Below are 13,216 nucleotides of genomic sequence, written 5' to 3'. Positions count from 1 at the left end.
ATCAGATGATTACAAATACAGTTGAAAATCCTGATCATTCTGATCAGAAAGACCCTTTAGATTTTTTCAATACTGTTTATGAATTATATGAAAAAGCTGAGGTTTCTGCTGGGGGTTGTATTGACCGTTTTTACTGCATAGCAGGGTTAAAAATTCGGTTGCGGTTTGCAGGGGAAGCCTTAATTCCATACATGACCCCCGCTTTAGGACACTTAGAAACAGAACCTTTTTGCGATCAGGCACTTACAGTTTGTTTGTGGGATAGCACCTCGACAAATACCGTAATGCCACCTCCACCTTGGCAGAGGTATCAACATCATCCCAAGCGTGGAGAGATTTACGGTTTCAATAGCGATCGCATTCATACCAGTTTCCAATGGGGTGCATTTGCGTTAAGTCTGTTGGATAGCGATCGCAATCTAGGAATTTATTGGGTTGAAACAACCGAACAAATTCCCTATTGGGAAAAAGGTTCGCCGCTACGGGCAATTTTAAACGTTTGGATGAGTAAGCGGGGCATTCAGCTAGTTCATGGTGGTGCAGTAGGACTTCCATCGGGTGGCGTGTTGCTAGTCGGAAAGGGGGGATCTGGTAAATCTACAACCGCTTTAACTTGCCTAAATTCAGAGCTTTTTTATGCCAGCGACGATTACAGTTTCATCACCAGCGAACCAACCCCGACGGTGTTTAGCATCTACAACACGGGCAAGAAAAATGCCGATGATGTGAACAGATTACCGTTTTTGGCGGCGGCTATCAGTAATAGCGATCGCCTTTCAGATGAAAAAGCACTTTATTTCATTAACGAACATTTCCCTGAAAAAATTTTGACCAATTTCCCCATCCGTGCAGTTTTAATTCCACGCATTACTGGCAAAACAAATACCTCCTTAACAGCTACCTCTGCTGCTGCTGCTTTAGCTTCACTCGTACCAAGTACCATGATTCAACTACCAGGTTCTGGTAAAGAAGCTTGCCAAATTATGATGCAAGTTTTGCAACAAGTTCCTGCTTATTATTTAGAACTAGGCACTGATTTAGAACAAATTCCTCAAGTGATTTTTGAACTTTTATCTAAAAATAATTGATGCTAGATTCAAAGCAATTGAACAACAAATCCGCAGACCTACAATTAAAATTGTCCTATGCGTGGCAATTAAAGGGAAACCTAGAAAGAGCATTTCTTGGTTATCAGGAAGTTTTACGTCTCTACCCAGATTACTTACCTGCGTATGTACATTTAGGTAATCTGCTGCTAAAAAAAGAACGGATTGATGAGGCATTTCAATATTACGATAAAGCCTTAGCTATAGATGCAGAAGCAGTTGATTTATCTCACTACTATGCCTATCTTGGCTTAATTGTCCAAAAATCTCAGGAGTCTTTACCAAAAAAGAAATCTGAAGAAATTCAAGAAAATCCAGCCGGAAAAATTAATTTATATCACCAAAAAACTTTTTCCTTTCATCGAAGTGGCTGGAGTTTTGCGATCGATGCCTTAAAGCCTTTGCACAACAGTCAAGGGATCTTATTTGATGGATTTCTAGAAAATACCTTTTCTTGGGAACATCGACATGAAGGATCCAGACCCGCTAGAATTTTAGAAAAAATGAAACAAGATGGAGTATTTTCCCAATTAGCAACCTCCGAAGAAAAAGGGATTACTGATTATAATCAGCCTTGGGTTGGTTTTCTCCATAATCCACCAGGAATGCCAACCTGGTTTCATTACCAAGACTCTCCTCAAAGAATATTAGCTAAAGAGATTTGGAAAAAAAGGATTAATTCCTGTGTCGGATTATTTGCTTTATCTGAGTACCAGGCTCAATGGCTGAGGGAGCAAACAGGCAAACCAGTTTCGACTTTAATTCATCCCACAGAAATATCAGAAGTTCAGTTTGATTTTGATAAATTTATCCATAATCCTCAAAAAAAGATTGTGCAGATAGGTTGGTGGTTGCGAAAGCTGAATGCAATTTACCAATTACCTATCGCACAAGATAACCCTTTAAATTACGAAAAAATTAAGCTAACTCCTATTTTTTTCGGTCAGGCTAGTGAATATCTTCAAAAGCTGGCAGAAAAGGAAAAAAATGTAGCTCAATTAGAAATAGAGGAGAAATTTTTCCAGAATACTAAAGAAATACAGCACCTAGCAAACCAAGACTATGATCAATTACTATCCGAGAATATAGCTTTTGTAGATTTATATGATTCAAGTGCTAATAATGCCGTAATCGAATGTATTGCCAGAGCCACCCCACTTTTAATTAATCCTTTGCCTGCTGTGGTAGAATATCTGGGTAAGGATTATCCGATGTACTTTAATAACTTATCAGAAGCAGCCGAAAAAGCTCTAAATACTTCCTTAATTATAGATACCCATGAATATCTCAAGAATTGTGAGACTCGGAAAAAACTTTCGGCTGGGTATTTTTTGAAAAGTTTTGAAGAGAGTGAGGTTTATCAGTTAATTGATTTGGGTAAATGGTAAAGTTTCCCAATCTTTCTGATCAAATCTTAAAAAATCGTACTTGTTTGACAAAAATATTTAAAGCATCTCTTGAGCTTAAACGCAATTCTAAAGTCGTTAAAAAGGAGTTAGAGTAATGACGGAAAATGAATGTCTGGTATCTGTAATCATTCCAGTTTACAATGGCGATCGCCATCTAGCTGAAGCAATCGAAAGTGTTTTGGCACAGACCTATCGACCAATCGAGATTATCGTAGTTGATGATGGTTCAACTGATAATACCGCTAATATAGCGCGATCTGATCAACAAATCCGCTACATTTATCAAAAAAATCAAGGTAACGGAACGGCAAAAAATACCGGAATTTCAGTTGCTCAGGGAGAGTTAATTGCTTTTCTCGATGTTGACGATCTGTGGACATCTAATAAACTGAATTTGCAAGTTAATTATCTTCTTCAATATCCCCATATAGATGCTACAATTTGCCAAATGCGTAACATCTTGGAGTCTGGCAATGATTGGCCTTCTTGGTTAAAAAAAGAGCATATAGATGCAGATGTAGCAGGCTATATTCCCAGTGCTTTAGTTGTCCGTAAAACTGTGTTTGAAAAAATTGGTAATTTCGATCCAACTTACAGACGAACCAATGATGCTGACTGGTTTTTTCGCGCCAAGGATGGGGGTATTGTAATTGCGGTTATACCCGAAGTCCTTTTATATAAGCGTATTCATAACTCTAATTTATCCCATCAAACCAAAGAAATGAACTCAGAACTGATGGGAATTTTAAGGTCATCAATTGAGCGAAAACGCAATCAGAAGCTATCTAATCCTGAGTAAAAAAAATGGAAAAAATGAACTATACCCCTTTGATCAGCGTAATTATACCAGTCTACAATTGCGAAAAGTATTTAGCAGAAACGATTGAAAGCGTCCTAGCTCAAACTTATCAGCCACTAGAAATTATTGTAATAGATGATGGTTCAACTGATGGTAGTGCAGAAATAGCAAAGCGCTTTGGTACTACAGTGCAATACTGTTTTCAAGTCAATAGCGGTACGGCGGCGGCTCGTAATCGAGGAATAGAATTAGCCAAAGGCGATTTTTTTGCCTTTCTCGATGCAGATGATCTTTGGGTAGAAGATAAATTAACCAACCAAATGGCAGCATTTACAAATAACCCCAATCTTGATATCGTATACGGACAGGTTCAACAGTTTATTAGTCCAGAATTGGGGGAAAATCTGAAAGCCAAACTACAGGTTTCTCCTAAATTAGTACCAGGACATATTCCCTCAGCATTGCTAATCAAACGGGAGTCTTTTTTTCAAGTTGGCTTATTTGAAACTCAGTGGAAAATAGCCGAATTTGCTAGTTGGCAGGTGCGTGTTACAGAGCTAGGACTCCAGACAATGATGTTACCCGAATTAGTAGCCAAGCGCCGACTGCATGAAACCAATAAAGGAATTAAACAACGCGAATACCAAGCTGAATATGTTCAGATTTTGAAAGCATCACTAGACCGCCGCCGTGCTAAAGGTTAGGATATTAAAATTGCTGGCTTATAATCAACGGATATGAATTTAAAGACTCGGCTAAACAACATTAAAACTCGTTTCAAAGCTGCATCCAAAGCATTCCTTAATCCGATGCCTACGCTTAAACCAAAAGTTTTTGTCAAAACAGTAGAGCCTTTGGTTACTTTAGATAATCAGCTTTTAGCTGGAAAAAATGTCTTGATTACCGGAGCCGCAAGAAATATTGGCAGAAGTATTGCTATTGAAATGGCAAAACAAGGCGCAAATATTTTTTTTACCGATATTGTTGAGGAAGAATGTTTAAACTTAGAAAAAGAATTAAATACTTATCCAGTGAAGGTGAAAAGTTTTGTTTCAGACATATCAAAGCCTGAAGATATTGATTATTTATATAGCATTTTGGATGAGAACAAAATCATAATTGATATTCTGGTCAATAATGTAGGAATTCAATTTGAAACAATTGGGATAAATAACTTGGATTTGGGAGAATGGCAGAAAACCTTTCAAACTAATATATTTGGGCCGATGTACCTTACCAAAATTATCGCCAAAATGATGGTCAGTAATTCTATTCAGGGATCTATTATTTTTCTGACTTCTATACACCAAGAAATACTTGTTCGCTGGCCTAGTTATAGTTCTTCAAAAGCAGCATTAGGTATGATTATCAAAGAATTAGCGGTAGAATTTGCTCCCTACGGAATCAGAGTAAATGGAATTGCTCCCGGTTGGGTTGTAGAAGATGAGCAAGGGAACCATTTAGATCATGAATATAACCTATTACATAAGTGTTCTATTTCTCCTTGTTATATTGGTAGAGCGGCTATTTATCTAGCCTCAGATTATTTTTCAAAATTCACGACGGGAAACCGTTTTGAAAATTGATGGTGGAGCGACATTATATAGTTATCGTGTTGCTCAAAATCCGCCTATAAAAGTAGTATAAAATTAACAAAAGAAAGCCAAATGTTGCGTATTGCCAGATGGATAAAGAGACAGATCGAAAGGAAATTAGCCGCCAATCAAAAATTGCAATTAGGTGTCAGTCGTCTGGAAGCAAATTCTGAGACGTTTAAAACCCTCTTTCCTAAAAATGCCAAGATCGAGCGCGTAGCTACCGGATTTCAGTTTACTGAAGGGCCGATTTGGATAGCTGAAGAAAAGTATCTACTATTTAGCGATATTCCCGCTAACAAAATTTTGCAGTTGACTCCTCATGGAGAGGTAAAAATATTTAGAAAACCTAGTAATAATTCTAATGGTTTAACCAGGGACAAACAAGGACGATTAATTGCCTGTGAACAGGGGACGCGCCGAGTTACCCGCACCGAAAAAGACGGTTCAATTACTATTTTAGCCGATCAATTTCAAGGCAAAAAACTCAATAGTCCGAATGATGTTGTTGTTAAAAGTAACGGTGCAATTTATTTTACCGATCCTCCCTATGGAATTCAACCGGAACAACAAGAACAACCCATCCAAGGAGTTTATTTAATTCCGCCAGATCATCAAGAAATCATGCTCCTCGCCGATGATTTTTATAAACCGAATGGTTTGGCATTTTCACCAGATGAAAAACAGCTTTATATTGACGATTCCCAATCCCGTCATATCCGAGTTTTTGATGTCAAAATTGATGGTACACTGGCTAATAGTCGTGTGTTTCACGATATGAACATCAAGGAACCCGGCTCACCGGATGGCATGAAAATCGATGTTCAGGGAAACATCTATTGTACAGGAGCCGGAGGGGTGTGGGTGTTTGATTCTGAGGGCAATCATTTAGGAACAATTGTCACTCCAGAACGCCCCGCAAATTGTGCTTGGGGAGACGAAGATGGGCAAAGTCTTTATATCACTGCTCAGACTTCAGTTTACAGAATTAGAGTTAATATTCCAGGTATTCAAGTGACTTAATTAATTAGAACTAAATTATGAATTTTAATTTTAATCAAGAGCAACAATTAATTTTACAAGCCGCGCTTTTACAAGGTGAAGCAGCCATTAATTCTTGGCAAAGATGGAGAACATTGATCAATATTGACGATGTGGATCAAGACTCTTATCGGTTATTACCGTTACTGTATCGCAATTTATCGGCTCATAATGTCACAGATCCATATATTGGTAGACTCAAGGGGGTTTACCGACGTATCTGGGTTGAAAACCAAGTTTGGTTTCAACAAATTCGATCTATTTTAGGCTCTTTTCAAGAGGCTGATATTAAAATCATGCTGCTTAAAGATCCCGCTTTAAATTTGCATTATTATCAAGATTATGGTCTACGTTATATCGATAATCTTGATTTTTTAATTAACCCCACAGATGTTTTAAAGGCTATAAAATTATTACAAGAATTGGGTTGGACAGCCAAAGGAAAAATTTTGAATCCCACTGTTCCTTTTAGTCATTATATTGGGTTTGAAAATGAATCTAAGCAATATTTAAGTCTCCGTTGGCATCTTTTCGCGGATGGTTTTAATGAAAATGCAGAAACCGAGTTTTGGCAAAATGCAATATTAACTCAAGTCAACGATTTTCCCGTTTATCTTTTATCGGCAACTGACCAGTTATTTTATACCTGTGTATTTGGAGGATTAACAAATTCAATTTCACCCATTAGTCGGTTAGTAGATGCTGCAATCATTCTTCAGTCATACCCCCTTGAAATCGATGCAAACCGATTGCTAACATTAGCAGAAAAATACCGTTTTATTATACTCTTAAAATCGAGAATAACGCAGTTACAAGAAATCCTAAATTTACCCCTTTTATCCTTAATTATACCCGAACTTCAAAAATTATCAATTTCTAAATTTGAACATCAAGAATATCAGATGATAACGAGTAAAGAAAACACCACCTTAAATCGTTTAAAAAAAAGATATTTCCAATATTACAGAACAGTCAACACGGATGATTTTAACGTCTTCAATTTTTTCAGTTATCTGCAATCTATTTGGGGTTTAGAAAATTTATGGCAAGTACCCATACAAGTTATAATCCGAGGAATTAAAAGACAGATATCTCGTTAGAATTGCTCAAACTAACTATTAAGTTTCATACAGGACAAAACTTTCAGGTATCAAGATCAACTCTGAAGTATCAGTTAAAATTTCAGGTGAATTTGATCCCGAACCTAGCCATTTTTGATCATTGGAATCTAAGCGTTTATGCCAAGTTTTACCCCTCAAATCAGGACTATAAGAAACCGGATTTTTACTATAATTAATCAGACAAAAAACTTGATTGTCTTCAAACCAACGTCGGAAGTATAATAATTTATTCTCCTCCATAGCTTGAACTTCTTGATGGGTGCGATCGCGTAATTTTAAAGCCGAAATATTCCGCCTTAATTGGATTAAAGTTTGATATAATTTCCATAATACTTGATGTTTTCCTTCCTGTTTCAACTGCCAATTTAACTTGCATTGCTCGAAGGTTTCTCGACTTTGAGGATCGGGGGCTTCCCCCTCCAGATGAAATGCTTCAAAATCTGCTTTTCGTCCTTTCCGTACCGCTTCAATTAAATTCTGGTCTGAGTGACTAATAAAATATTGAAAAGGTGCCGGTTCCCCATATTCTTCTCCCATAAATAATAGGGGAATATAGGGCGATAATAACACCGTCGCGGCGGCCAACTTCAGAGCATCATAGGAGACTAAAGCTGTTAACCTTTCCCCTAATAAACGATTACCAATTTGGTCATGATTTTGACTAAAAACCAAAAAATGATCGGGAGGACAATCTGCGGCTGACTGTCCATGTAAACGTTTACGGTTAGGGGAATAATCCCAGGTATAAATAAACCCTTCTCGGTAGGATTTTGCTAACTGTTCGCAGCGACCATAATCTTGATAATACCCAATATTTTCACCCGTTAATATAGTATGAATAGCATGGTGAAAATCATCACACCACTGCACATCTAAACCATAGCCTCCTACGGCTTTTGAACGGATTAATTTAGCATCGTTTAAATCCGTTTCTGCCATTAAATAAAACTTCCGCCCTTGCTGTTGAGAAAGTTGATTGACGTGCTCGGCTAATTCCTGTAAAATGTGTTTAGCACCCAGATCAAAAATATTATCCGCAGCATCTAATCTTAAGGCATCAATATGAAACTCCCTTAACCAATAGAGAGCATTTTCAATAATAAAATTCCTGACTCCCTGACAATAGGCTTGGTCATAATTAATCGCTGAACCCCAAGGAGTTCGATAGAAGTCGGTAAAATAGGGGCCGAATTGTCCGATATAATTTCCTTCTGGGCCAAAGTGATTATAAACCACATCTAAAATCACCGCCATGCCCTGTTGATGGCAAGCATTGACTAACTGTTTTAACCCTTCTACTCCCCCATAGGAATTTTGAGGGGCATAGAGATAGGTGCCATCATAACCCCAATTGCGATAGCCCGGAAACTGACCAATAGGCATTAATTCAATGGCATTAATTCCTAATTCTAATAACTCCGAAATGCGGGGAATAATTGCGGTAAATGTGCCCTCTGTTGTAAACGTGCCAACGTGCATTTCATAAACAATTAATTCATCTAAGGAAATACTTTTCCAGTCCTGATCCTGCCAAATAAAACAACTTTGATCAATCACTTCTGAGGCTTGGTGAACTCCTTCCGGTTGAGAATAGGAAGCGGGATCAGGATGGGTAACATTGCCATCTAACTGATAAAAATAACGGCTTCCTGGAGGGATATTATCAACCGTGGCACTCCAATATCCCTGTTGATCGAGTTCTAAATCAATTAACCGTTCTTCCGGGGATAGAATCTTAACAGCAACCCGTTTACGCAAGGGCGACCACACTTTGAATTCACAGCAATTGTTGCCTAAATAATTTGCACCGATTTTCATGGGAAATTTTGGGGTAAATTACAGTTTAGGGTGTAGAGATGGGTTTGGGCTTGTCTCCACTTCGTGAATTTCTACGGGTATTTCTAGGGAATTTACCTCGGCGGGTTGTAATAAATTGGTTTCTGTTTGAGAGGGGGTAAAATCCTGAAAACCTTTGATTTTAAACTTTTCGGCTAAGGTTTCCCGTTGATTTACCAAATAGATACTCACTAATGTCAAACAAACACCCAATGATTGTAACGGACTGAGAACTTCTTGTAAAAAGAAATTTCCAAATAAGAGGGCAAAAACTGGAGTCAGAAACGTCAGAGAACTAAGGCTAGTCAGGCTTCCACTAGATGCAAAATAGAAAAATAATCCGTAGGATATGGCACTACCAAATACGGTAGAATAGCCCATGGCCGCCCAACCGGAAAGATCAATATTTTGCCATTGTTGAGTTTCCGAAATAGCTGATAACCCGAATAGGGGGAAACCCCCAATAATCATGTGCCATCCCGTTCCTACCACCGGATCAGCATAGCGACAAACCCACCGCACTAATACCGTTCCCACGGCCATGGATAGGGCAGCTAATAACATTAATAATTGCCCACTATTAAATAGTTGAGAAATATCAATAGAAGTGGTTAATAATTCCGAATTAAGTAACCCTAAAATCCAATCATCGGGTAAACCAATAAAACTAATTCCAATAATCCCAATAGCCAACCCTAACCAGCCCCAAAATCCAATGGTTTCTTGAAATAACCATAGGGATAAAATTGCCACGGCTAGGGGTTGGGAGTCGATCATCACCGATCCTAACCCGGCTCCAGTTCTCATTAACCCTTGGGCTAAAAATCCTTGAAATAGGGTGGCGTCCACTAACCCAAATATTGAGATCCAGAGCCAGGCTTGCCAGCCTTTGGGTTGGGGACGTCCCGACAATATCCCCGCCAATATTACCAAAACCCCTGCGGGAACTAACCGGACTCCCGCCATAAAAAACGGTGTGGTTTGGGGGAGAAGTCCCTTCATCGCCACCATCGCCGTCCCCCAAAAGAAGAAGGGGGCAATTAACAATAATGGTTGAAAGGGTAATTTACCAGGGGTTTGGGGTTGCTGCATTCGCTTCTCCATTGAGGTTGAGTTAGGAGGGATGAAAATTATGTACTTTTATTAAGCCGTTTATATCATATTATTAACCTAATACAGTTCTGTCATTACCCATGATTTGGCCATTTAAACCGAGCTACCGCAAACAAATCGCCCGCATAGAAATTAATGGAGCCATTGGGTCAGAGACCCGCAAACGGGTGTTAGAAGACCTAAAAACCGTGGAAGAACGGAAATTTCCCGCCCTATTATTGAGAATTGATAGCCCCGGGGGAACCGTTGGCGACTCCCAAGAAATTTATAGCGCCCTGAAACGGTTACAGAAAAAAGTCAAAATTGTGGCGAGTTTTGGGAATATTTCTGCCTCCGGGGGTGTGTATATTGGCATGGGAGCCGAACATATTGTGGCTAACCCCGGTACAATTACCGGAAGTATTGGAGTAATTTTAAGAGGTAATAATATAGAGCGCTTATTAGAAAAAGTAGGTGTATCTTTTAAGGTGATTAAATCGGGGCCCTATAAAGATATTTTGTCTTTTGATCGAGAATTAACTGAACCCGAACAACATATTTTACAGGAATTAATTGATACCAGTTATCAACAATTTGTACAAACCGTGGCTGAGTCTCGGAACTTGAGTCATGACACCGTGAGAACTTTCGCTGACGGTCGAATTTTTACCGGACAACAAGCGGTAGAATTGGGCATAGTAGACCGTTTAGGAACGGAAGAAGATGCCCGGTGTTGGGCGGCGGAATTAGTTAAACTTGATCCCAAGAAAACCGAGTGTTTCACCTTTGAAAAACCCAAACCTTTTCTAAGTAGATTAACCGGGAGTAATTTAGCCCCTAATAGCATTATTGCGGCTAACCGTTGGTTAGAATTTGAGTTATCTACCAGTGGTTTACCCCTGTGGATGTATCGACCATAATCAGTTATCAGTTGTAGGGGCGGGTTCATCAAGATTTAGGTGATTAAAAAGATCTAAAAGAACCCGCCCGTACCAGTTATCAGTTAATAGTTGTCAGTTATTAGTGAACAGTTTTTTAAATCATAAGATACCTGTAGTAAGCCAGAAGGATAGGTTTTTACCTGTTTTAATTCTAGGGAAATTTCTAAATTGGGATCGGAAGTTATTAACGGAATCCCACTGCCTAAAATGATGGGGTGAATGGACAAAATTAATTCATCAATCCAACCTTGTCGGAGAAATTCATGGATTAATTGACCTCCTCCTACAATCCAAATATCTTGACCTGGAGATTGACGGAGGGATTCAATAAAGTTTTTACAATCTCCGCCAATGAATTCTACATGATTAGTTTTTGTCCCTTGATCAGATTTGGAAAAGACAAATCCCTTTTTTTTGGGATAGGGATATTCTCCAAAGGTTAGAACTTGCTGATATGTTTTACGCCCCATTAAAACCGTATCAATTTGATCATAAAATTCCGTGTAGCCATAATCCGCATCGGTGAATAACCAATCAATTTCGCCCGTTTTTCTGGCAATATATCCATCTAAACTTGAGGCAATAAACAACCGTATTTTTCTCATGATCATGAGTTGCTTTTATCTAGGGTTAGGTGATATGGATATTTTAGTCAAGCTTCAGAGTTCATAGGCTATTATTGATATCTAATGACTTTAACACTTGCATTCTGCTCTTAAATGTGCTAATAAAACATCAATCAACTAGAGTTTTCACGCAGAAACCATGCAAGCGCAAAACTTCAAACAAAAATTTAAGCAAACGGTACAAACCTGCGTCGCCTCGGACGTGACCGCGTTGTATGGGAGTATGCTGTTGAGAAGCTCTAGTGTTGTCGCCTGTCTAGCCTTAGCAACTGCCCACCCCTTAACCGCACAAGCCGCCGCCGTTGTAGATTGGAAAATTGATCCCAACACCGGAATTGTCGAGGTCGAACTGCCGCCAGGGAATCAGCCCCAATTATCGGTTTATAACCTTCCCCCGCGCCTAATCCTAGACCTTCCGAATACAGAAGTTAAAGTAAATATTACCGAACGCTATGATACAGGCGTTGTTCGTCAAGTCAGTTTAATTCAGGCTAAACCCCAACAAGCTCAACTGGTGGTGGAATTTACCCAGGGTATCACCGTTGACCCCCAAACCCTCGATTTACGGCAAATTGGGATTGATAACCTCTGGGTCTTGCGTCCCACCCTACAAACCTTACCCCCGGAACCCCCTGCAACTCCTCCGAATAGCGTTGCGACCGCCCAACCCCAAACGACTCCAACTCCTGCCCCCTCCCGAACTGCCACCGCCCCCCAAACCACCACCGTTAAGCCGACCGAACCCCCAAAACCTCCTCAATATTCTGTCCGTCAATACGACCCCCGACAAACGGTTTTACCCAACCCCCAACCGACCCGAGATTCGAGTTTAGATGTGGTGCGGTTTCCGGTGAGTCAGCCTAGCCAAGCCCAACTGTTCCCTACCGTTTCGTCACCCCCAAACCCGTCCCTGAAAACCCCGATTGTCCGTCCGGTGGCCACCATTCGCCCAGCCAATTTATACCCATACCCACCTGATTATCAATACCAAGCATCATCCCTGCCCCAAGCGGTTCCCTTTGGTCAACCTTTGCCCCCAGGACAGCAGCAATCCTATCTTAATCCTCGTCCTCCGGCGATTCTGCTTCCGACCGGAACCGCTTTAACCTTACTGTATCCCACGGAAGATCAAGTGCGTTTAACTAATCGTTCTGAACGTCAGGATGTGTTGTTATTGCAAGGGGGAATTGTTGATAGTTTAGGCAATTATATTGTGCCGCCGGATACGCCGATTGTCGGAGAGTTTGAAACCACAGCAAAAGGCAGTCGATTTATTGCTCAAGCGATTAATTTAGACGGTCGTAGTATCCCGATTCAAGGTCAATCTAACTGGATTCCAGGGTCATTAGAAGTTCGTCCCGAACGGGTAGGAATTGGTACGGGTGCGGGGAGTTTAGCGGGGTTTTTAATTAGTGGTTTTACCGGAGTTGGGGCTTTAGTCGGCGCCATTGCTGGGGCGGGAATTGGCATTGGGACTTCTCCCTCGCCCACGACTTTACAACCCGGTCAAATCATTTCTATTCAGTTAACCCAGGATTTGACGACTCCTAATTTCTTTATAGTCAATCAATAGGTTTATTTGGGATAACGTTAATATTCAATTCTATAGCAATCCGCGCCGAGATTCTAACATTTTATCGTAGGGGTTGG

The 13,216-nt window shown here is 39.9% G+C and carries 12 protein-coding genes; 9 read left to right on the top strand and 3 right to left on the bottom strand.

Features of this window, described 5'->3' with window-relative positions:
• The first annotated feature begins 5 nt into the window (after nucleotides 1-5).
• From AC2D3N_RS08545 to AC2D3N_RS08515, 7 genes are all read left to right on the top strand, one after another.
• Nucleotides 6-1,088, top strand: a complete 1,083-nt coding sequence (locus AC2D3N_RS08545; protein WP_484693358.1) for a hypothetical protein — start codon at nucleotides 6-8, stop codon at nucleotides 1,086-1,088.
• Nucleotides 1,088-2,494, top strand: coding sequence for a hypothetical protein (locus AC2D3N_RS08540; RefSeq protein WP_484693357.1), 1,407 nt, complete (start codon nucleotides 1,088-1,090; stop codon nucleotides 2,492-2,494). Before AC2D3N_RS08545 ends, AC2D3N_RS08540 begins: the two co-directional genes overlap by 1 nt.
• Before the next feature lie 115 nt (nucleotides 2,495-2,609).
• Nucleotides 2,610-3,314, top strand: coding sequence for a glycosyltransferase family 2 protein (locus tag AC2D3N_RS08535; protein WP_484693356.1), 705 nt, complete (start codon nucleotides 2,610-2,612; stop codon nucleotides 3,312-3,314).
• A gap of 5 nt (nucleotides 3,315-3,319) precedes the next feature.
• Nucleotides 3,320-4,018: a glycosyltransferase family 2 protein gene (locus tag AC2D3N_RS08530; RefSeq protein ID WP_484693355.1), complete on the top strand. Its 699-nt coding sequence runs from the start codon at nucleotides 3,320-3,322 to the stop codon at nucleotides 4,016-4,018.
• Between the two features lie 33 nt (nucleotides 4,019-4,051).
• Complete coding sequence (locus AC2D3N_RS08525) at nucleotides 4,052-4,900, top strand: SDR family NAD(P)-dependent oxidoreductase (protein ID WP_484693354.1); 849 nt, start codon at nucleotides 4,052-4,054, stop codon at nucleotides 4,898-4,900.
• 81 nt (nucleotides 4,901-4,981) lie between these two features.
• Nucleotides 4,982-5,932 (top strand): SMP-30/gluconolactonase/LRE family protein, encoded by a 951-nt coding sequence (locus AC2D3N_RS08520; RefSeq protein WP_484693353.1) that lies wholly within the window; start codon nucleotides 4,982-4,984, stop codon nucleotides 5,930-5,932.
• A gap of 17 nt (nucleotides 5,933-5,949) precedes the next feature.
• Nucleotides 5,950-7,050 carry a nucleotidyltransferase family protein gene (locus AC2D3N_RS08515; protein ID WP_484693352.1) on the top strand — a complete coding sequence of 367 codons (1,101 nt, stop codon included), beginning with the start codon at nucleotides 5,950-5,952 and terminating at the stop codon, nucleotides 7,048-7,050.
• A gap of 18 nt (nucleotides 7,051-7,068) precedes the next feature.
• Here the strand turns inward: AC2D3N_RS08515 and treZ are convergent, their stop codons facing one another.
• Complete coding sequence (gene treZ / locus AC2D3N_RS08510) at nucleotides 7,069-8,889, bottom strand: malto-oligosyltrehalose trehalohydrolase (RefSeq protein ID WP_484693351.1); 1,821 nt, start codon at nucleotides 8,887-8,889, stop codon at nucleotides 7,069-7,071.
• An 18-nt stretch (nucleotides 8,890-8,907) separates the two neighbouring features.
• Nucleotides 8,908-9,999: a DMT family transporter gene (locus tag AC2D3N_RS08505; protein ID WP_484693350.1), complete on the bottom strand. Its 1,092-nt coding sequence runs from the start codon at nucleotides 9,997-9,999 to the stop codon at nucleotides 8,908-8,910.
• Nucleotides 10,000-10,100: 101 nt separating this feature from the next.
• On the opposite strand from AC2D3N_RS08505, the gene sppA reads away from it, so the two are divergent.
• On the top strand, nucleotides 10,101-10,919 hold the full coding sequence (gene sppA, locus AC2D3N_RS08500; protein ID WP_079676827.1) for a signal peptide peptidase SppA: 819 nt from the start codon (nucleotides 10,101-10,103) through the stop codon (nucleotides 10,917-10,919).
• 83 nt (nucleotides 10,920-11,002) lie between these two features.
• Here the strand turns inward: sppA and AC2D3N_RS08495 are convergent, their stop codons facing one another.
• Complete coding sequence (locus AC2D3N_RS08495; protein ID WP_079676828.1) at nucleotides 11,003-11,545, bottom strand: dihydrofolate reductase family protein; 543 nt, start codon at nucleotides 11,543-11,545, stop codon at nucleotides 11,003-11,005.
• Between the two features lie 160 nt (nucleotides 11,546-11,705).
• Between AC2D3N_RS08495 and AC2D3N_RS08490 the strand changes: the two genes are divergently transcribed.
• Nucleotides 11,706-13,139, top strand: a complete 1,434-nt coding sequence (locus AC2D3N_RS08490) for an AMIN domain-containing protein (RefSeq protein WP_079676832.1) — start codon at nucleotides 11,706-11,708, stop codon at nucleotides 13,137-13,139.
• Nucleotides 13,140-13,216 lie beyond the last annotated feature (77 nt).

This window comes from Planktothrix sp. PLAVEN19ND, assembly GCF_057220675.1.
Note: the sequence above shows the minus strand (reverse complement) of the source record. Positions and strands in the feature narration are given on the sequence as shown.